Annotated in this window: 21 protein-coding genes and 1 other RNA gene; 11 read left to right on the top strand and 11 right to left on the bottom strand. The window is 55.5% G+C overall.

Going from position 1 to position 18842, the window contains the following annotated elements; all coding sequences use genetic code 11:
- Positions 1-221: 221 nt before the first annotated feature.
- Together rnpB and rsmI are read right to left on the bottom strand one after the other, a co-directional pair.
- Positions 222-580: RNase P RNA component class A (gene rnpB, locus EF096_RS13985), an RNA gene on the bottom strand.
- 63 nt (positions 581-643) lie between these two features.
- On the bottom strand, positions 644-1498 hold the full coding sequence (gene rsmI, locus EF096_RS13980; protein WP_218565775.1) for a 16S rRNA (cytidine(1402)-2'-O)-methyltransferase: 855 nt from the start codon (positions 1496-1498) through the stop codon (positions 644-646).
- A gap of 156 nt (positions 1499-1654) precedes the next feature.
- Between rsmI and EF096_RS13975 the strand changes: the two genes are divergently transcribed.
- Genes EF096_RS13975 through EF096_RS13960 form a run of 4 tightly spaced genes read left to right on the top strand, consistent with a single transcriptional unit; the run spans position 1655 to position 5017 of the window.
- The gene (locus EF096_RS13975; protein ID WP_123890420.1) at positions 1655-3475 is read left to right on the top strand and encodes a penicillin-binding protein activator; all 1821 of its coding nucleotides are present in this window, start codon (positions 1655-1657) and stop codon (positions 3473-3475) included.
- Positions 3475-3849 carry a YraN family protein gene (locus tag EF096_RS13970; protein ID WP_123890418.1) on the top strand — a complete coding sequence of 125 codons (375 nt, stop codon included), beginning with the start codon at positions 3475-3477 and terminating at the stop codon, positions 3847-3849. The genes EF096_RS13975 and EF096_RS13970 overlap by 1 nt, the downstream gene beginning before the upstream one ends.
- An 11-nt stretch (positions 3850-3860) precedes the next feature.
- On the top strand, positions 3861-4454 hold the full coding sequence (locus tag EF096_RS13965) for a phosphoheptose isomerase (protein WP_123890416.1): 594 nt from the start codon (positions 3861-3863) through the stop codon (positions 4452-4454).
- Complete coding sequence (locus tag EF096_RS13960) at positions 4451-5017, top strand: BON domain-containing protein (RefSeq protein ID WP_123890414.1); 567 nt, start codon at positions 4451-4453, stop codon at positions 5015-5017. The genes EF096_RS13965 and EF096_RS13960 overlap by 4 nt, the downstream gene beginning before the upstream one ends.
- A gap of 99 nt (positions 5018-5116) precedes the next feature.
- On the opposite strand, the gene EF096_RS13955 is transcribed toward EF096_RS13960, so the two are convergent.
- From EF096_RS13955 to rplM, 7 genes are all read right to left on the bottom strand, one after another.
- Complete coding sequence (locus EF096_RS13955; protein WP_123890469.1) at positions 5117-5518, bottom strand: ClpXP protease specificity-enhancing factor; 402 nt, start codon at positions 5516-5518, stop codon at positions 5117-5119.
- A gap of 38 nt (positions 5519-5556) precedes the next feature.
- Positions 5557-6186, bottom strand: a complete 630-nt coding sequence (locus tag EF096_RS13950; protein WP_123890412.1) for a glutathione S-transferase N-terminal domain-containing protein — start codon at positions 6184-6186, stop codon at positions 5557-5559.
- A gap of 162 nt (positions 6187-6348) precedes the next feature.
- Positions 6349-7137 carry a cytochrome c1 gene (locus EF096_RS13945; protein ID WP_123890410.1) on the bottom strand — a complete coding sequence of 263 codons (789 nt, stop codon included), beginning with the start codon at positions 7135-7137 and terminating at the stop codon, positions 6349-6351.
- Positions 7137-8360: a cytochrome b gene (locus EF096_RS13940; RefSeq protein WP_123890408.1), complete on the bottom strand. Its 1224-nt coding sequence runs from the start codon at positions 8358-8360 to the stop codon at positions 7137-7139. The genes EF096_RS13945 and EF096_RS13940 overlap by 1 nt, the downstream gene beginning before the upstream one ends.
- On the bottom strand, positions 8360-8953 hold the full coding sequence (petA, locus tag EF096_RS13935; RefSeq protein ID WP_123890406.1) for a ubiquinol-cytochrome c reductase iron-sulfur subunit: 594 nt from the start codon (positions 8951-8953) through the stop codon (positions 8360-8362). The genes EF096_RS13940 and petA overlap by 1 nt, the downstream gene beginning before the upstream one ends.
- A gap of 266 nt (positions 8954-9219) precedes the next feature.
- Complete coding sequence (gene rpsI, locus EF096_RS13930; RefSeq protein WP_123890404.1) at positions 9220-9612, bottom strand: 30S ribosomal protein S9; 393 nt, start codon at positions 9610-9612, stop codon at positions 9220-9222.
- Positions 9613-9624: 12 nt separating this feature from the next.
- A complete protein-coding gene (rplM, locus tag EF096_RS13925; protein ID WP_123890402.1) occupies positions 9625-10053 on the bottom strand; it encodes a 50S ribosomal protein L13 in 429 nt (142 codons plus the stop codon).
- Between the two features lie 266 nt (positions 10054-10319).
- On the opposite strand from rplM, the gene EF096_RS13920 reads away from it, so the two are divergent.
- On the top strand, positions 10320-11360 hold the full coding sequence (locus tag EF096_RS13920) for an NADP(H)-dependent aldo-keto reductase (protein ID WP_123890400.1): 1041 nt from the start codon (positions 10320-10322) through the stop codon (positions 11358-11360).
- 145 nt (positions 11361-11505) lie between these two features.
- Positions 11506-12519 carry a GlxA family transcriptional regulator gene (locus EF096_RS13915; protein ID WP_123890398.1) on the top strand — a complete coding sequence of 338 codons (1014 nt, stop codon included), beginning with the start codon at positions 11506-11508 and terminating at the stop codon, positions 12517-12519.
- Here EF096_RS13915 and zapE read toward each other — a convergent pair whose 3' ends face one another.
- Together zapE and EF096_RS13905 are read right to left on the bottom strand one after the other, a co-directional pair.
- The gene (gene zapE, locus EF096_RS13910) at positions 12520-13611 is read right to left on the bottom strand and encodes a cell division protein ZapE (protein WP_123890396.1); all 1092 of its coding nucleotides are present in this window, start codon (positions 13609-13611) and stop codon (positions 12520-12522) included.
- Positions 13612-13826: 215 nt separating this feature from the next.
- Entirely contained in the window at positions 13827-14630 is an 804-nt protein-coding gene (locus tag EF096_RS13905) for an alpha/beta hydrolase (protein WP_408003386.1), read from the bottom strand.
- 17 nt (positions 14631-14647) lie between these two features.
- On the opposite strand from EF096_RS13905, the gene EF096_RS13900 reads away from it, so the two are divergent.
- The 5 genes from EF096_RS13900 to EF096_RS13880 are packed head-to-tail and all read left to right on the top strand — an operon-like array spanning position 14648 to position 18769.
- The gene (locus tag EF096_RS13900) at positions 14648-15193 is read left to right on the top strand and encodes a YhcB family protein (RefSeq protein ID WP_220469192.1); all 546 of its coding nucleotides are present in this window, start codon (positions 14648-14650) and stop codon (positions 15191-15193) included.
- A 53-nt stretch (positions 15194-15246) separates the two neighbouring features.
- Positions 15247-16386 (top strand): MlaE family ABC transporter permease, encoded by a 1140-nt coding sequence (locus EF096_RS13895; protein WP_123890466.1) that lies wholly within the window; start codon positions 15247-15249, stop codon positions 16384-16386.
- Positions 16383-17189 (top strand): ABC transporter ATP-binding protein, encoded by an 807-nt coding sequence (locus EF096_RS13890; protein ID WP_123890394.1) that lies wholly within the window; start codon positions 16383-16385, stop codon positions 17187-17189. The genes EF096_RS13895 and EF096_RS13890 overlap by 4 nt, the downstream gene beginning before the upstream one ends.
- A gap of 3 nt (positions 17190-17192) precedes the next feature.
- Complete coding sequence (locus tag EF096_RS13885; protein ID WP_123890392.1) at positions 17193-18131, top strand: MlaD family protein; 939 nt, start codon at positions 17193-17195, stop codon at positions 18129-18131.
- On the top strand, positions 18128-18769 hold the full coding sequence (locus tag EF096_RS13880; RefSeq protein ID WP_123890391.1) for an ABC-type transport auxiliary lipoprotein family protein: 642 nt from the start codon (positions 18128-18130) through the stop codon (positions 18767-18769). Before EF096_RS13885 ends, EF096_RS13880 begins: the two co-directional genes overlap by 4 nt.
- Positions 18770-18842 lie beyond the last annotated feature (73 nt).

Raw genomic sequence — 18842 nt, 5'->3', positions numbered from 1 at the left:
ACTATAGAAATGCGCGGATACACCGTCAAGCACGCAATTGCGGGAAAAAGCCTTGTAGAGCAGGGGTTTAGCGCAAAAAGGAAGGAATTCACCTGCAAACAACATAAGGGATAGGGGGTAAAGCAGATTCAAAGCAAACAGATCCACTCGCAACTTAAAGTGGTTTATGAAGAGTAAGATCTTTTTGATCTAAAAGAGAGGGGAGTCACAACAAGAAGAAAAATAAGAGTTGGCCTATAAGCCGGGTTCTGTCGAGAACAGTCATTCCTCTGGGATTGCCATCACTGACAACCTCAAGCAACCTACCCGAATCCAGTGCGGGCCACACCAATGGATTCCTATTTGGTCTTGCTCCGAGTGGGGTTTACCACGCCACAGACTGTTACCAGCTGCGCGGTGCGCTCTTACCGCACCTTTTCACCCTTACCGGCGCTTACGCGCTTAGGCGGTTTGCTCTCTGCTGCACTTTCCGTAGGCTCACGCCTCCCAGGCGTTACCTGGCACTCTGCCCTATGGAGCCCGGACTTTCCTCCCTGCCGACGCCTTGCGGTGCCAACACAGCGACTGTCCAGCCAACTCTTGGCGGCAAGGTTAGCCGCCTTCGGCCCACAGAGCAAGGAGAAACGACTTCACGCAGGCCTGATCACGCGTTCTTGGTACCGCGATCAAGAGCCAGTTGGTATAGCTGATTCTTGCGCTCACCGGTAATTTGCGCCGCCAGCCGTGCCGCCTGCTTAACCGGCAACTCTTGCAACAGCGCATCCAGCACACGCAAGGTTTCGCCTGAAACCTCCTCAGACTCAGCCACCGACGCTCCCTCCACCACCAACACGCACTCACCCCGCTGCTGATCGCTATCACCGCGAACCCAGTCAGCCAGCTCAGCGATCGGTGCCGAGCGCAACGTCTCAAAGGTTTTCGTCAACTCTCGGGCCAATACAACACGACGCTCGGCACCGAGGATTTCACACATATCATCCAGGCACTCCAACAGCCGATGGGGCGCTTCATATACCATCCAGGTGCGCGACTCATCGGCGAGCGCCTGCAAGCGCTGGCGGCGCCCGTGTGACTTGGCTGGCAAAAAACCCTCGAACGCGAAGCGGTCGGAGGGCAACCCTGCCGCACTAAGGGCCGCAATCAGCGCACAGGCGCCAGGGAGGGGAGAAACCCGTACGCCCGCTTCTCGCGCCTGCCTTACCAAGTGGTAACCGGGATCAGAAATAAGCGGCGTACCCGCGTCCGAGATCAGCGCCAGGTCGTCACCAGCCAGCAATCGAGCCACTAATCGCTCGCCCTTGTCACGTTCATTATGGTCGTGACAGGCCGTCATGGGTGTACCTATACCAAAGTGCTGCATCAGCCGTGCACTGTGACGGGTATCCTCGGCGGCGATCAAGGCAACCGAGCGCAGCACCTCAAGCGCTCTAGGCGAAATGTCCTGTAGATTGCCGATTGGCGTCGCAACCACAAAGAGCGTACCTGTACCGGTTGTCATAAATACCCCTAATAATAAACTGTGATGCATTGTACAGGAGCGACAACCACCGCTGCGATTGCCTGGAGATTGGCTGGTCCCTTGGTTACAATGCACGCATTGATTATCTCAAGGGAAGCGCTCTAGCTGCGTCCCTCCGCGCAAGGACACCTCTGCATGCCCCGCACTCTTCGCCTGACCGCGCTCGCCGCTGCCTTTTCCTGGCTAGTGGTCGGCTGTACCACCCAGCCCACCAATCTGGACGACCTGCCCAGAACACCGCGAGCCTCTGTCGACCAACTGCTGAAAGATGCCAAGAATGAGGTTGGTCCGCAGGCAGAACTCATGCGTCTTTACGCTGCGCAGACGGCCATGCAAACCAATGATCCCGAGCGCACCAAACGCATACTAGAGCAGATCCCGCAGAGCAAGCTACCTACCGACCAGCAGATCCGCTTCAGCGAATTACAGGCGCAAAGCGCATTGGCGCTCGGCGACAAAAACGGCGCGCTGCGTGCAATCCAGCACCCTTCACTGCAGCAGATTGATAGCCGCCCACTGGAAGAGCAGTTGCGGATCCAGCAACTGCGCGCCGACATCTACGATGCCAACGACAGACCAATAGAGGGTGCCCGCGAGCGGGTCTTTATTAACAGCCTGCTAGCCGCTGAAGCACAGACAGAGAACCAGCAAGCCATATGGGATAGCCTGAACGGTGCTCGCACCACGCAGCTGCAGGCGGCAGCCAAAGATGCGACCGGCGAGTTTGCCGGCTGGGTTCAACTGGCCTTGATCAATCGGCAGAACAACAACCTCGGCATGCAGATTCAGGCCCTGCAGGCTTGGCGCGAAGCCTATGCCAATCATCCAGCCAATCAGAACCTGCCAAAAGCGATCGCTCAAATTCAGGAGCTAAAAGCCAACAGGCCAACGCATATTGGCCTGTTACTGCCCTTCAGCGGGCCGCTCGCCGGCGTCGCACAGGCATTGAAAGATGGCTTTCTTGCCGCCCAATTCCAGGCTCAAACCCAAGGCATCGAACAACCCGAAGTGACCCTGTATGACAGTACCCAGTATGCCGACCCACTACAGGCCCTGAACCAGGCCAAGTCAGAGGGCGTTCAATGGGTCATTGGGCCACTGGAAAAAGACAAGGTTGCCTACCTGGCCAGTCAGCCCAATCTGCCACTCCCCGTTCTGTCACTGAATTACAGCGAACAACCCAGCACCGAAGGGCTCGATTTGTTTCAGTTCGGCCTGGCGCCGGAAGACGAGGCTCGCTCCGCGGCTACGCGCGCATGGGATGACGGCTTTCGCCGGATGGCCACCCTGTCCACCAATGACGACTGGAGTCAGCGCGCTAATAACGCTTTCAAACAACAGTGGGAAGCAATGGGTGGCGAGATAATTGGTCAGGAAATTGTTGACCAACCGGCCACAGTCGCCAATCAGATGGGCGAGCTGCTGAAAATCCGCCAAAGCGAACGCCGAGCCAGTAGCATTCAACGACTGCTGCGCTACGTCAAAGCCCTACCCACTCCGCGCCAGGATCTAGACGCGCTATTCCTGGCCGCCACACCACTGCAAGCCAGGCAAATCAAACCAACACTTGCGTTTCAGTACGCTGCCAGCCTGCCGGTATACGCCACATCGCATTCATATACGGTTGACCCAAGCGGCAGCCAGAACACCGACCTGGACGGACTGCTAGTCGCCGAAACCCCGTGGCTACTTGAGCACGACGACCCGCTGTATCAGGGCGTCACCTCCAACTGGCCACAAGCAGCGGGCCCACTAGGGCGAATTTACGCCATGGGCATAGACGCTCAGCGGGTATTCAACCGCCTACCGCAGATGCGTCAATATCCAGAAACCCGCATCGATGGTGCTACCGGGCTGCTATCACTCACTCAAGACGGTCGTATTCAACGCGATCTTGCCTGGGGTCAAATCCAGGACGGACTGCTCCAACCGGCGGTCGTTGAACGTGACTTCTAATGCTGCGCTTCACAGCCAAGCAACGCACAGGCAATCAAGCCGAAGCCCTGGCTGAACAAATCATGCGGCGTGCGGGTCTAAAATGTCTCGCGCGCAATTACCGATGCAAGCAGGGCGAGCTTGATCTGGTCATGCGCGACGGGGATACAGTAGTATTTGTCGAAGTACGTTACCGGCGGCAAAACCGCTGGGGCGGCGCAGCAGAGAGTGTTAACCAGACAAAGCAGCAACGCGTCATACTAGCTGCCCAGCACTTCCTGCTGAACCACCCGAAATTGGTCAACCGTCCCTGCCGCTTCGATGTTATTGCCGCCGAAGGCAATCCCGCGGATCCAGCTGCCTACAACTGGATCCGAGAGGCTTTCACTTGCTAGCGAGTTCCCCTATGGATATGCAACACCGAATTAAACAGCTCTTTACTGACAGCATTGAAACCAAGACACGCGCCATGGATGTACTCGGGCCGAGTATTGAGCAGGGTAGCCAGGCAATGGTTAACGCGCTGCTCAATGAAGGCAAGATACTGACCTGCGGCAACGGCGGCTCAGCAGGAGATGCTCAACACTTTTCTTCAGAACTGCTAAATCGCTTTGAACGTGAGCGTCCGAGCCTGCCAGCAATCGCGCTGACAACGGATGCATCCACTATCACTTCGATAGCCAACGATTACAGCTACGAAGAAGTATTTTCCAAGCAAATCAGAGCCTTGGGGCAGCCCGGCGACATACTACTGGCCATCTCTACCAGCGGCAATTCGGCCAATGTGATGCAAGCCATCCAGGCCGCACATGATCGCGAAATGCTGGTTGTCGCCCTGACCGGACGAGACGGCGGCGCAATGGCGTCTCTACTTCTCCCAGAAGACGTTGAAATCCGTGTACCAGCCCGCTCTACTGCCCGCATTCAGGAAGTGCATCTACTCGCCATTCATTGCCTATGCGACCTTATCGATCGACAACTGTTTGGGAGCGAGGAATGATAAGACTAGCTACCGTAGCCCTGCTAATCACTTTGACTGGCTGCACCAGCGTGCTGACCGCGGCGCGTGACACACCGATCAAAGACAATCGCGGCACCCGCACACTGGGTAGCAGCATTGATGATCAGCTTATCGAAACCAAGGTGTCGGTTAACGTCAACAAGGCCCACCCGGATATCGAGAGCCAGGGTCGGATCTCCGTAACCAGCTACAACGCCGTTGTCTTGCTAGCGGGCCAACTACCTCGGCAGGAGCTCATTGCAGTCGCCGGAGAGGCAGCCAAGAACACGCAGAAAGTCAAAGTCGTACACAACGAGCTGACTGCCTCCCCCCCACTCTCTTTACTTGCGCTTAACCAGGACGCCCTGATTACCACCAACCTGAAAACACGCATGCTGACCGCTGGCAATATCCCCGGAAGCCGCATAAAGGTCGTAACAGTAGCCGGAGTGGTGTACCTGATGGGCCTGGTAACACAAAACGAAGCCTCGCTTGCCGTAGCCCAAGCTCAGCAAATAGGCGGCGTACAGCGCATTGTGAAGCTCTTTGAATATATCGACTGATTGCCGATAGTTTCAGAGCAAAAAAAAGCGCCACTTCCATACCGGAGTGGCGCTTTTTTCTTGCTCACAAGACGTTAAATATAACTCAAACAATGAACTCTACTTAACGACCTTAAGCGACGGACGACCGCCTTCAGGCTTACTTGGCGGCTTGCTATCAAGGCCTGCATCGTCGCCTGGAGGCGGCGTTACCGGCTCAACTTCAAACACCATGCCCTGACCATTCTCACGAGCATAGATCGCCATGACTGCATCAGCAGGAATCCACACCTGCTGCGCAACACCACCAAAGCGACCATCAAAACAGATACGCTCGTTATCCATATGTAACTCGCGCACTGCACTGGGCGACAAATTCAGCACTATCTGCCCATCTTCAACAAAACCTTCGGGTACCGCAGTGCCGGGAAAACCAGCATTTACTAACAGATACGGCGTGCAATTATTATCCAGAATCCATTCATACAGCGCTCGAATCAGGTAGGGGCGACTGGAATTCATATCCGTCATGCCTTACTCCTTTGGTTGCATAGAATGAGTTACTGCATTTCCTTCTCTGCAGCGGACAGGCTCGCAATAAACCCTTCGCGCTTGAAAACGCGGTCCATGTAATCCTGAAGCGGCTTTGCCTGCTTCGGCAATTCAACACCCAACTCCGGCAAACGCCAGAGAATTGGAGCAATACAGCAATCAACCAAACCAAACTCTTCGCTCATAAAGAACGGCATCTCGGCGAACACAGGAGCAACGCCTGTCAGGCTTTCACGCAACTCTTTACGAGCCTTGGTTACAGCGGCAGGTGCACTCTTGGCATCGACGATAATGTCGACCAGGCGACACCAGTCCCGCTGCACGCGATACATCAGCAAGCGGCTATTGGCACGCGCAACCGGGTAAACCGGCAGTAGCGGCGGATGCGGGAAACGCTCGTCCAGGTACTCCATCATGATATTCGGCTCATAAAGCACCAAATCACGATCAAGCAATGTAGGAACACTGTTGTAAGGGTTGGTTTCAGCCAGCTCTTGGGGGTGATTATCAGGCTCAACATCCACCACATCGACGGTGACGCCCTTCTCTGCCAGCACGATTCGTACACGGTGGCAGTAGTGGTCACGTGGATCGGAGAAAAAAGCCATAGAGGAACGCTTGTTGGCGGTAACGCCCATAAATCAACCCTCATCCTTTAGCGGACTGCGGCAAGCACACTGAATGCAGCATGAAACTCAAGAAAACGCAGGCCTCTGCCCACGCAAACGAAAGACTATTATACCCTAGAAACAAGTGCGCGCCCCAAAGGGCGCGCACCGATAGTTAGCAAATACCGACAATCAATGAACGTCGCGCCAGTACTCACGCTTCAACAGGTAGGCAAACACGAACAGGAAGGCCAGATAAAGCAGAACGTAAACACCAATGCGCTGACGCTCCAACTTGACCGGATCTGCCGAGTAAGCAAGGAAAGTAACCAGGTTACGCACCGTGGTATCAAACTCTTCTTCGCTCTGGGTGCCGGTATCCGGAACCACTGTCAGCACATCACACTGCTCTTCCTTCATGATGTCACCGGTAAGGGTATCACGCATTACCTTACCATCATGATTCTTAACCGGCATCGCCTTACATCCGACAACCTGACGGCCTTGAAGCTCAGCCATCACATTAGGCATGCCCACGTTGGGGAATGTCGTGTTGTTGACCCCCAGTGGACGCGCGGAATCCTCATAGAAAGTCCGTAGGTAGGTGTAAAGCCAGTCGACACCGCGCACACGGGCAACCAGAGTCAGGTCGGGTGGCGCAGCACCAAACCAGGTCTTGCCGTCATCGTGACGCATGCCATTTTTCATATGCTCACCGATCAAAGTACCCTCGGTAAACACGACATTGTCCAGCATCAGCTGCTCAGGGATACCAAGATCATTGGCAACCCTCTCATAGCGCTGATACTGAGCCGAATGGCAACCCATGCAGTAGTTAGCAAAGGTACGCAGACCATCCTGCATAGCGGCCTTGTCTGTCAGGTCGATATTCGCTTCATCAAGCGCTACCGCGGGACCACCAGCAGCCATAGAGACCGCCGGCACAAGCGCAAAAAACAGAGCAATTAATTGTTTTTTCATTAGCCAGTAACCCTCTCCGGAACCGGTTTGGTCTTCTCCATGCTCGTATAGAACGGCATCAGGATGAAGAACGCGAAGTACAGTACGGTGCAGACTTGCGACAGCTTGGTCAGTGCAGGAGTTGAAGGCACAGCGCCCAGAATCCCGAGAACCACGAACACAATGCAGAACAAGAACAGCGCAAGCTTGCTCATCCAACCCTTGTAGCGGATTGAACGAACCGGACTACGGTCCAACCAGGGCAAAACAAAGAGCACTGCAATAGCCGCACCCATGGCAACCACACCCGGGAAAGCCGAACCCGCAACCGAGGGCACCGCACGCAAAATCGCGTAGAAGGGCGTGAAATACCAGACAGGCGCAATATGGTTTGGTGTCTTCAGCTGGTTGGCAATCTCGAAGTTAGGCTTCTCCAGGAAGTAACCACCCATTTCTGGCGCAAAGAAAACAATCGAGCAGAAGACAAACAGGAAGACCACCACACCTACGATATCCTTCACGGTGTAGTACGGATGGAAAGCAATACCATCGAGTGGCTTGCCGTTTTCATCCTTGAACTTCTTGATATCAACGCCGTCCGGGTTGTTGGAACCCACTTCGTGCAAGGCAATGATGTGCAACACAACCAAGCCAAGCAAAACAACCGGCAAAGCCACAACGTGCAAGGCAAAAAAGCGGTTGAGGGTAATACCAGAGATCAGGAAGTCACCACGCACCCACTGGGCCAGATCAGGACCAATAAAGGGAATGGCGCCAAACAGCGAAATAATAACCTGAGCACCCCAGTACGACATCTGCCCCCAGGGCAACAGGTAACCCATAAAGGCTTCACCCATCAACACCAGGTAGATCATCATACCGAACAGCCAAATCAGCTCACGCGGCTTCTGATAAGAGCCGTACATGATACCGCGCAGCATGTGCAGGTAAACCACCACAAAAAACGCAGAAGCGCCGGTGGAGTGCAGGTAGCGAAGCAACCAGCCGTATTTCACATCACGCATGATGTACTCGACTGACGCAAAGGCACCGCTCGCCGAGGGCTCATAACTCATGGTCAACCAGATACCGGTAACCAACTGGTTAACCAGCACCAGCATCGCCAGAGAGCCGAAGAAGTAGAAGAAGTTAAAGTTCTTGGGCGCATAGTACTTGGTCAGGTGATCTTCCATCACCCGGGTGACGGACATCCGCGCATTGACCCACTGCATCAATTTATTCATCAGGCGCTCTCCTGCCCCACGCCGACAACAATAATGTCATCAGATTCGTAGGAGTAAGGCGGAACCGGCAGATTCAACGGCGCTGGCTGGCCCTTGAAAACTCGACCGGACATGTCGTAATGAGAACCGTGACAAGGACAGAAATAACCGCCTTTCCAGTCAGCACCCATCTCCGCAGAAGCCACTTCAGGCTTGAACAATGGTGAGCAGCCCAAGTGTGTGCACACACCCATGACCACCAACAACTCAGGCTTGATAGCCCGTGTCTTACCATCAACGTAGCTTGGCTGACTGGAGGCTTCGGATTGCGGATCGGCCACCTCTGAGTCGGTATCGTCCAGCAGCGCTAACGCTTCAGGCGTGCGGTGAGAGACGAATACCGGCTGACCGCGCCACTCAACCACGATCTGCTGGCCCAGCTCGATCTTGCTGATATTCACTTTCACCGGCGCACCCGCCGCTTTGGCTCTGGCGCTCGGGAACCAAGATCCCACAAAGGGGACTGCTACCCCTGCTGCTCCGGCGGCACCTACCACACTAGTAGCGGCCACCAGGAAGCGACGCCGGCCATTATTCACGCCGTCATTACTCATCCAGTCGTCTCCCATCAGCTAATTTCAGACCTTTTCCAAGGACTTTTTTCAAGTTTTATACAGCCTGCACAAAATGAACCTGATGGTAATGAAAAACCCCTTTTTTGACAAGGTGATATCCACTTCCAAGGCTAGTAGACACTATACCTAAAGCCACTCCATACAACTGCCACAGATAGCATAGTTCATTGCGACACCTTGCCGCAGACACAAAAACGCCCGGCACTCCCCTAGGGAGGCCGGGCGTTTTAAGCGCCAAAGACTGATTAACGCTTGGAGTACTGAGGACGCTTACGTGCTTTCCGCAGACCCACTTTCTTACGCTCAACTTCACGCGCATCACGCGTTACGTAGCCCGCTTTACGCAGTTCGCCACGCAGAGTCTCATCATAATCCATCAGTGCACGGGTGATACCGTGACGGATAGCACCGGCTTGACCGGAAATACCACCACCACTAACGGTGACGAAAACATCGAACTTTTCAGTGTTTTCTGTCAGTTCAAGCGGCTGACGCACGATCATGCGAGCAGTTTCGCGACCGAAGAACACATCGATGCTACGGTTGTTGATAGAAATATTGCCAGAACCCGGACGCAGGAATACGCGAGCGGTGGCGGTTTTACGACGGCCGGTGCCGTAGTTCTGTGTCGCCGACATAGTGAACTCCTGTTAGATCTTCAGTTCTTGGGGTTGTTGTGCGGTATGCGGATGAACAGATCCTGCGTAGACCTTCATCTTGCGATACATGGCACGACCCAGTGGGTTCTTCGGCAACATACCTTTCACGGCGCTTTCAATAACACGCTCAGGAGCACGCTGAATCAGCTTCTCGAAGTTGATCGACTTGATGCCGCCCGGGAAACCGGAGTGGCTGTAGTAGATCTTGTCCTGAGTTTTGTTACCGGTCACATGCACTTTTTCTGCATTGATAACTACGATGTAGTCACCGGTATCAACGTGCGGGGTGTATTCGGGCTTGTGCTTACCGCGCAGACGTGAAGCAATCTCGGTAGCAAGACGACCCAGGGTCAGACCATTGGCGTCTACAACATACCAATCACGTTTTACGGTTTCAGTTTTTGCGCTGAAGGTTTTCATTAATCCTAGCCTCAGAGGCCGCTCTAATAATAAGAGGGCGAATCTTACAGAATGAAATGTGTTTTTACAAGACAACAAAGCCTAGTACAGACACTCAGTGGGGGCTGCGTGGGTCTGGGTGGCATCTGCGCTGTAAACAACAACGACAGGCTAGGCATCCTGTCGAAAGTGGCGGGCATTATGCCAAGGCGTTGAAAAAATACAACCTTTATTTGAATTGATGGTCAATAATGGGCCACATCATTCCGGCAACCAAGGAGCTCGTCATGCAATACCGCCCCCTCGGCCGCACCAACCTGAAAGTCAGCGCTTTGTGCCTAGGCACCATGACCTGGGGTGAACAGAACACCCAGGCGGACGCATTCGCGCAAATCGATCGCGCACGCGACTCTGGCGTCAATTTCATTGATACCGCCGAAATGTACCCGGTACCACCAAAGGCTGAAACCTATAGTGCTACCGAGAGCATCATAGGCAACTTTTTCAAGCAACGCGGCGAACGCGAGAAGTGGATCCTGGCCAGCAAAATAGCCGGCCCGGGTAACGGCATGAACTATTTGCGTAATGGCCGCACTCGCTTTACTCAGGAACACATCGAGAGCGCGGTGGACGCTAGCCTGCAGCGCTTACAAACCGACTACATCGACCTATATCAGCTGCATTGGCCCGACCGCAGCACCAACTTCTTTGGTCAACTGGGCTATCAGCACAACCCGGACGATGAGCTGACGCCTTTTGAAGACACGCTTGAAGCGCTGGACAAGCAGGTTAAAGCAGGCAAGATCCGCTATATTGGCCTTTCTAACGAAACCCCTTGGGGCGTGAGCCGCTTTTTGCAGTTAGCCGACGCACGCGGCTGGCCGCGGGTAGCTTCCGTGCAAAACCCCTACAACCTGCTGAACCGCACCTACGAGATCGGATTGGCCGAGATGTCGTTGCGCGAGCAGTGTGGCCTTCTCGCCTACTCGCCACTGGCCTTTGGCGCACTGACTGGTAAATACCTCAACGGTCTCAAGCCGGAAAAGGGCCGCCTGACGCTGTTCACCCGCTTCAACCGCTACAGCAACCCGCAAGCGCAAAAAGCCTGCGCCCGCTACGTGCAGCTAGCGCGTGACCATGGTTTGGACCCAGCTCAAATGGCGCTTGCCTTCGTCACTCGGCAACCCTTCGTCACCAGCAACATTATTGGTGCCACCAACATGGATCAGCTCAACCGTAACTTGAGTAGCGTCAACATGGGCCTGACTGACAGCGTCTTGCAGGCGATTGCCGAGATCCACCAGAGCCAGCCCAACCCTGCCCCCTGAACAAAGCGCCAGGCAAAAACCCCACCTCACAGCGTGGCTACCTATAGGCAGCCACGCTTGACCCCTAATTGCAGACCAGCGAGACTGCCAGACAAGACGACATTTCAGCCACTATTGGCCGATCCAGCATACAAAGATAATAATCATGCTCACGCAAACCTCTTCCCTGCCCCCTTTGCAGGAGGTTGCAATACTCGCTACCAACCTGACCATCGCCTCTACCGTCATGCAGGCTAAAGACTTCTTTTATATGGCCAGCCTGAACGACGGCCGGCAACGCGGCATCGGCCTGCAGCCGAGCTTCCAAACCCTGATCGTGACCGCAGATGATCAGCCAGCAAACAGTTTCAGTCAGGACCCTTTGCCCGCTCAAGCACGAATAGACCAGGTGGAGCCTCAGCTAATCATCCTGCCGGCATTCTGGGGCGATTTTGACCAACTGACTGCGCAATATCCTCAAGTGCTCCCCTGGCTGCGTGAAGCGCACAGCAAGGGTGCCGTAATCGGCGCCGTTGCCAACGGAGCCTATTGGGCCGCCGCAGCGGGTCTGCTTGACCAAAAAGAAGCAACTACCTACTGGCGCTATCAAGACGACTTCAGCGCGCGCTTCCCCCGCGTTGACCTACAGCGGGACAAACACCTTACGGATGCGGGCAGCATCCTGTGTGCCGCTGGCATAGACTCGGGGCGGGATTTATTTGTTCATCTGGCAGAGAGACTATGCGGGGCTGGCGTTGCACAAACGGTGGCCCGGGACGTGTTCTACGAGGTGCAGCGCAGCTATAGTCTTGGCGTGATCGGGTTTGGCGGGCAAAAAATGCATCATGACCCGGCCATCCTGCAGATTCAGCAATGGCTGGAAAGTCATTTTGCCGACAAGTTCCGCTTTGAGGACCTGGCCAGCCGACACGGCATGAGCATCCGCAACTTTATGCGCCGATTCCAGCAGGCAACGGGAGACAAACCCTTGCAGTACCTGCAGCGAATGCGCATCGAGATCGCCAAAAGCAAGCTCAGCACCAGCCAGCTCAGCATCAAGACCATCAGCTATGAAGTGGGCTATGACGACGCGAGCTTTTTCGCCAGGCTATTTCGCCAGCACACCAACCAGTCACCCAACCAATACCGCCGGCAGTACCAGCGGCAGATTACCGAGTAATCAGGGCTTGTGTGCGCGCGCCAGGAACTCGTGGGATTGCATTTCCAGCAGACGGCTCAAGGTACGCTGAAATTCAAACTCCAGCCTTCCACCGGTATACAGGTCTTTGAGTGCTACCTCAGCTGAAATGATCAGTTTGACGTTGCGGTCGTAGAACTCATCTACCAAGTTAATGAAGCGCCGCGCCATGTCGTTCTTGCTGACATCCATCTGCTCAACGTTGGCAATGAGTACCGCATGAAAGATACGGCCGAGCTCGATGTAGTCATTCTGGCTGCGCGGTCCATCGCAGAGATCGCGAAACTCGAACCAGGCAACATCTTCACAGACGCGCACCGATTTTATCCCCCGATTCTCGATAATCAATTCTTCGCCTTCGACCACTTCATCCATATCCGGAACCAGGCTGTCGAAGCTGCGCTGCAAGCTGTTATTCGCTTCACAATCCAGCGGCCAGTGGTACAGCTCCGCCTGCTCCAGCGCACGCAGACGGTAGTCAACGCCGTTATCCACATTGACTACCTCTGTCCGAGAGTTCAGCAGAGCGATAGCAGGCAGGAAGCGCGCGCGCTGCAGACCATCCTTGTACAACCCATCTGGCACGATATTGGATGTAGCAACCAGGGTCACGCCCTGAGCAAACAGCTCTTCCATCAAACTGCCCAGAATCATCGCATCGGTAATATCGGAAACGAAAAACTCGTCGAAGCAAATCACCTTTGCCTCTTCCGCAAACTGAGCAGCAACCAGCTTCAGCGGATCCTTTTTACCCTTCATCGCCCGCAACTCCTGGTGCACCCTCTGCATAAAACGATGAAAGTGCGTGCGCATCTTGCGCTTAAAAGGAAGAGCGTCAAAAAAAGTATCGACTAGATAAGTCTTGCCGCGACCGACGCCACCCCAGAAGTAAATACCTTTAACCGGCTCCGGCTTTTTGCCGCGCAGCCTACCGAGCAGTCCAGGCTTGGCGTGCTCGTTGGCGACCAGCTCCTCGAACAGGCGCTGCAAATGACGCACTGCCTTTTCCTGGGCTGGATCATGAAAAAAGTCCGGACGCTGGAGGTCCGCCTTGTAACGCTCAAGGGGAGACATACGCTGTTACCAAAAGGGGGTTCGACGGGTGCGATACTCTACTCGGACGCCACCACCTTGGCAATCGAGCTCCCTGCCTGCATGCAGCTCTAGAGCGCGCAGAGCGCCAAGAATCCTGGCGCCCGACACGCTAAATAAACCGCCCTGAAAGGCATACGGCCATCACTGCCGACTCATTCAACCGGTAGGTCGCATACAAATAAACAACAAAAAACTCAGCTCAGAGCCTCTTCAACTGCCGTTTTAAGCGGCACTAACTGGCCATGAAAGAAGTGGCCGGTGTCGGCAAAGCGCACCACCGTAGAATCGGCTTCATCGGCGAAGGCGTCATATACCGACTGCGGTGCAACGACGTCATCTGCCTCACCCATCATCACGATTGCTGCGCCGCCGAGCGGCTTTAGGTCGCCAAAACGCTGCTTTTCAACAGAGGGTGCAACCAACACCAGGCGCTCTGGCCACGCGGGCAACTCACTGGCCGCCGCAGCAGCGACATAACCACCAAAGGAGAAACCCATCAACCACAACTGGTCCATCTGCAATTCGGCACGTGCCCAGGCAATCACGGCAAGGCAATCCTGAACCTCGCCCACACCATAGTCATGCTCTCCCGCGCTCCGCCCCACCCCGCGGAAGTTGAAGCGCAGCGTGCTAGCTCCCATATCGCGGGCCGTGCGCATCAGGGTATGCACCACCTTGTTTTGCATGGTGCCGCCCTGCACCGGATTGGGGTGACAGATAATCGCAACCAGACCTGCGCGGTCTCCTGTCGTAACAACGGCTTCAATTGGGCCAGCGGGCCCTTCGATTACAACCTGCTCTTCACCCGGACGACTCATGGGTTTCTCCGTGACTGCTGCTGCATGAATGGCGTCGTAGACGTGGAACTGCCAGCACAGCCAGCACTCCAATCTGATATTCTGACCTTTGCTCGTTGAGCCTGGCAAGAAGAAGCGCCAAGCCAACTTGCTAGTGCCAGACTGGTCTGATGTTCGCACCGGAAAGAACAGTGCCGACATAGACACTAGCCTTGGCCATGAAATGTCGTTACCGTAAGCCTAAGCTACTGGGGCAAGAGCATCATTATTGTCCGGAAGCACCAACCGAAAGTGAGGGACCCAAGGTGGAAGCAAGCGAGAACTTGTGGATAGCAGCAGCCATTGCCCTGGCAGTGGGAATCATAGTCGGTGTCGTACTGGCGCGCGTATCTCGTCGCATCAGTGGCGGCAGCTCATCTAGCTCCCAGGCTCAACTGGAAAGCCTGCAGCTGCGTTTTGAAGAATATCAGCAGGAAGTCGCTGCACACTTCAAAACCACAGCCAATCTGGCTGGACGCATGAACCGCAGCTACCAGGACATACAGGAGCACCTGACCCACGGCGCGCTGGAACTGGCACCCGACGACATGACGCGTCAACGTCTATTGGCGGCACTCGATCAGGACGCCCCGATCGCGCCCAGCAGCCGCAAGCCAAGCGAAAGCGCCTTCGACAGCCTGGAGCCGCCACGCGATTATGCTCCCAAGGATGCCGGCGGCCCCGGCACACTGTCTGAAGACTACGGCATCAAGCGCAAGCCTTGAGCCAATCCGCCCGCGTGAACGTCTGAGCGCGGGCAACTCACCCCATGCCACCTATGCCCTCAACCCAGCCCCCATTCCTGACACTACCCAAAGACCCGTCGGACATCTTACGTATTTCCGGCGACTGGACTCTTAAACACTACGCGGAACTACGCACGCTGATCGGGCAAATACCGGAAAAGCAGCGGCAGAACTTTACCCAAGTGGATATGAGTCAATTGGCAGGACTGGACACAGCGGGCGGCCAGCTGCTGGCTGAGCTGCTCGGGGCAGAACAGCTCAAGCAGGTCAGCGACAACAGTCCCGACATGGCACGCGAGCGCCGCACCCTTTTGCAGCGTATCGCCAGTAGCTGTCCTGAAAGCACCGACAACCAAAAAACCGAACCTGGGCTGATAATTGCTCTTCTAGAGCAAATCGGCGTATCCATGCTTGGCTTTTATGCCCACCTGATCGACTTGCTCGGCTTTATTGGACTGACGTTAAGCGCGCTCGCTCGAAACCTGGTGCGCCCGGGCAATTGGCGGATTACCGCTATCGTTGCGCAGATTGAGCAGACGGCCTTCAATGCCATTCCCATAGTGGCGCTGCTCACCTTTATGGTGGGCGCTGTCATTGCCTTTCTGGGCGCCACCGTTCTTGAGTCCTTTGGGGCCAGCATTTATACCGTTGACCTGATTGCCTTTTCTTTTTTGCGCGAGTTCGGCGTATTGCTGACAGCCATTTTGATGGCTGGTCGCACCGCCAGCGCCTTTACTGCGCAGATCGGCTCGATGAAAGCCAATGAAGAGATAGATGCGATTCGAGCGCTAGGACTCAATCCGCTGGAAATCCTGGTACTGCCTCGTGTTCTGGCGCTAATGGTAGCCATGCCCGTACTGACCTTTATTGCCATGCTCTCAGGTCTATTCGGTGGCGCTATGGTCTGCGCCTTGTCGCTGGATATATCGCCCACCATGTATGTCAGCATGCTGCATCAGAATGTTGAGGTTAGGCATTTCTTGCTGGGTATCGCCAAGGCACCCATCTTTGCCTTTTTGATTGCGGTGATCGGCTGCATGGAAGGCTTCAAGGTCAGCGGCAGCGCTGAGTCAGTCGGCGAACATACGACCTCCAGCGTAGTGCAATGCATTTTTGTGGTCATCCTGGTTGATGCTCTGGCGGCGCTGTTTTACATGGAGATGGGCTGGTGAGCGAAAAAACTGATAAACAGCAGCAGCCACTGGTCTCCGTGCGCGGGCTTGTTAACCGCTTTGGCAGCCAAACGATTCATGACCAGCTGGATCTCGACATCTTTCCGCGCGAAATTATCGGCGTGGTGGGCGGCTCCGGCACCGGCAAATCGGTACTGCTGCGCTCCATAGTCGGCCTGCGCCGCCCTACCGGTGGCTCTGTCAGGGTGTTTGGCAAGGAGCTAGAAAACCTGTCAACCGAGCAGCGCTCAGAAATGGAAAGGCGCTTTGGCGTGCTCTTTCAGGGCGGCGCGCTGTTCTCATCGCTGACCGTACTGGAAAACATCGCGCTACCGCTGATCGAGCATGCCGGGCTTAGCCGCGACGATGCCGAGCATCTGGCAAAGATGAAAGTAGCGCTGACCGGCTTGCCTCCCGAAGCAGGCGATAAATATCCCTCAATGCTGTCTGGCGGCATGGTTAAACGCGCCGCACTAGCGCGTGCGTTGGCGCTCGACCCCGACATTCTGTTTCTCGACGAGCCCACAGCAGGCCTTGACCCCATTGGTGCAGCAGCCTTTGATCAATTGATCGCGACCCTGCGCGACGCACTGGGCTTGAGTGTTTTTCTGGTTACCCATGACCTCGACACCCTCTACGCCATCTGTGACCGCGTTGCGGTACTATCGCAAAAGCGCGTGCTGGTAGCTGACGATTTGCAGACCGTCAGCAACACCGACAATGAATGGATTCAAGCTTACTTTCATGGCCCCAGAGGCCGCGCCGCATCAGGTCAACACGCCCTTAACCCGGAGCCTAACTAGATCATGGAAACCCGTGCCCATCACGTGCTGATCGGCTTTTTCACAGTGCTTTCAGCACTGGCAGCCATCAGTTTTGCTATCTGGATGAGCAGCTCCAGCACCAGCAGCGAGTACCGCTACTACACCGTACTCTTCAAGCAGGCGGTGACCGGCCTCTCGCGCGGCAGCGCGGTGCAATTCAGCGGCATCCGTATTGGCGACATCACCGAGCTCACACTCGACAAGGAAGACCCACGCAAGGTGCGCGCACGCATCCGCATCGATCCCAGCGTGCCGATCAAGGAAAGTACTGTTGCCAGTCTGTCGTTCACCGGCATCACCGGCAACTCGGTCATCGAGCTCAGCCATGACGACCCAAGCAGCCCGCCCTTGCAAAGCAAGAACGGCGAAGATCCGGTGATTTACGCCAAACCCTCGCCCTTTGCCAGTCTGCTGGCGAACGGCGAAGATCTGATGACCAATATCAACAAGTTGATCATCAATGCGCGCGACATCTTCTCGGAAGAAAACGTACAGCATCTCAGCCAGACGCTGGAGGGGCTGCATCAGGCTACTGACAGCATCAGCAACCCGGATGGCAACCTGCAGCAACTCCTGGTCGAGCTGAAAGAGACCAGCCGTGCGGCGAAGGCGGCGCTGGAGCAAAGCAATACACTGATTGCCAATGCCGATCGACTGGTAACTAACCAGGGCGCGCAAACGCTCAGTAGCGCTGAAGAGGCTATGGCATCAGTCGCCAAGTCCAGCGCCACACTCGAGCAAATACTGGTCGACAACCAGGCCTCTTTTTCCAGCGGCATGCAGGGCTTGGGGCAGCTTGATCCTGCCATCAATGAGCTACGCTCAACCCTCTCCGAGCTGCGCCTGCTAACCCGTCGACTACAGGATGACCCCGCCCGCTTTTTGCTTGGGCGCGATAACAAACAGGAGTTTCAACCATGATCCAGCGTCGCGTTGTGCAGATTGGCGCCGCCCTGCTGGCACTCAGCCTGGCGAGCGCCTGCTCGGTACTGCCAGAATCGGCCCCGACTACGTTCTACCAACTGCCCACACCGCAGCTGGAGCCTAATCAAGCGCAACCAATGCGGCTGTCATTGCGCATCACCACGCCAGATGCCAGCTATGCCTTGCAAACACCGCGCATCATGGTTAGCCCTGATGAAAACACCATCAATAGCTATGAAGGTGCACGCTGGAGCGACCCCAACACCGCGCTCATGCGCGAGCATCTGATCCAGGCATTTCAGCAGGACGGCAGCTTTCGCACAGTCAGCAACGAAAGCCATGCGCTGCAAGCAGACGTCCACCTGTACAGCGACCTGCGTCAATTTCAGACACGCTACGTTGATGGTGTACCGGAGATAGCCGTTACGCTGGATGCCAAACTGGTAGATCCCACCAGCCGTCAGGTCATCGCCGCCAGGCACTTTCAACTGACACGCGAACTTGATAGCCCTGAGGTACCCGCAGTGGTAGCCGGCCTGGGCGCAGCGTCAGACGAGCTGGCACGCGAGCTGATTAGCTGGAGCCGAACCTCGCTCGCTCGCTTGGACGCAGCACGGGTAGCAGAGCAACCCTGAATAGCGAAGTAGCCGTAATACGACGACAGTGCCCAAAAAAACAACAGTGCTGCATATACAGCGGGGTGTGCAG

Origin of the sequence: Pseudomonas neustonica, assembly GCF_003797945.1 — a bacterium.
Classification (GTDB): Bacteria; Pseudomonadota; Gammaproteobacteria; order Pseudomonadales; family Pseudomonadaceae; genus Halopseudomonas; species Halopseudomonas neustonica.
This window is presented reverse-complemented; position numbering and strand designations above follow the sequence as displayed.

What these genes read in the sequence shown, in the direction of transcription:
- rsmI (WP_218565775.1), bottom strand. Translation starts at nt 1,498, where the DNA reads ATGACAACCGGTACAGGTACGCTCTTTGTGGTTGCGACGCCAATCGGC.
- EF096_RS13975 (WP_123890420.1), top strand. Translation starts at nt 1,655, where the DNA reads ATGCCCCGCACTCTTCGCCTGACCGCGCTCGCCGCTGCCTTTTCCTGG.
- EF096_RS13970 (WP_123890418.1), top strand. Translation starts at nt 3,475, where the DNA reads ATGCTGCGCTTCACAGCCAAGCAACGCACAGGCAATCAAGCCGAAGCC.
- EF096_RS13965 (WP_123890416.1), top strand. Translation starts at nt 3,861, where the DNA reads ATGGATATGCAACACCGAATTAAACAGCTCTTTACTGACAGCATTGAA.
- EF096_RS13960 (WP_123890414.1), top strand. Translation starts at nt 4,451, where the DNA reads ATGATAAGACTAGCTACCGTAGCCCTGCTAATCACTTTGACTGGCTGC.
- EF096_RS13955 (WP_123890469.1), bottom strand. Translation starts at nt 5,518, where the DNA reads ATGAATTCCAGTCGCCCCTACCTGATTCGAGCGCTGTATGAATGGATT.
- EF096_RS13950 (WP_123890412.1), bottom strand. Translation starts at nt 6,186, where the DNA reads ATGGGCGTTACCGCCAACAAGCGTTCCTCTATGGCTTTTTTCTCCGAT.
- EF096_RS13945 (WP_123890410.1), bottom strand. Translation starts at nt 7,137, where the DNA reads ATGAAAAAACAATTAATTGCTCTGTTTTTTGCGCTTGTGCCGGCGGTC.
- EF096_RS13940 (WP_123890408.1), bottom strand. Translation starts at nt 8,360, where the DNA reads ATGAATAAATTGATGCAGTGGGTCAATGCGCGGATGTCCGTCACCCGG.
- petA (WP_123890406.1), bottom strand. Translation starts at nt 8,953, where the DNA reads ATGAGTAATGACGGCGTGAATAATGGCCGGCGTCGCTTCCTGGTGGCC.
- rpsI (WP_123890404.1), bottom strand. Translation starts at nt 9,612, where the DNA reads ATGTCGGCGACACAGAACTACGGCACCGGCCGTCGTAAAACCGCCACC.
- rplM (WP_123890402.1), bottom strand. Translation starts at nt 10,053, where the DNA reads ATGAAAACCTTCAGCGCAAAAACTGAAACCGTAAAACGTGATTGGTAT.
- EF096_RS13920 (WP_123890400.1), top strand. Translation starts at nt 10,320, where the DNA reads ATGCAATACCGCCCCCTCGGCCGCACCAACCTGAAAGTCAGCGCTTTG.
- EF096_RS13915 (WP_123890398.1), top strand. Translation starts at nt 11,506, where the DNA reads ATGCTCACGCAAACCTCTTCCCTGCCCCCTTTGCAGGAGGTTGCAATA.
- zapE (WP_123890396.1), bottom strand. Translation starts at nt 13,611, where the DNA reads ATGTCTCCCCTTGAGCGTTACAAGGCGGACCTCCAGCGTCCGGACTTT.
- EF096_RS13905 (WP_408003386.1), bottom strand. Translation starts at nt 14,630, where the DNA reads ATGTCGGCACTGTTCTTTCCGGTGCGAACATCAGACCAGTCTGGCACT.
- EF096_RS13900 (WP_220469192.1), top strand. Translation starts at nt 14,648, where the DNA reads ATGAAATGTCGTTACCGTAAGCCTAAGCTACTGGGGCAAGAGCATCAT.
- EF096_RS13895 (WP_123890466.1), top strand. Translation starts at nt 15,247, where the DNA reads ATGCCCTCAACCCAGCCCCCATTCCTGACACTACCCAAAGACCCGTCG.
- EF096_RS13885 (WP_123890392.1), top strand. Translation starts at nt 17,193, where the DNA reads ATGGAAACCCGTGCCCATCACGTGCTGATCGGCTTTTTCACAGTGCTT.
- EF096_RS13880 (WP_123890391.1), top strand. Translation starts at nt 18,128, where the DNA reads ATGATCCAGCGTCGCGTTGTGCAGATTGGCGCCGCCCTGCTGGCACTC.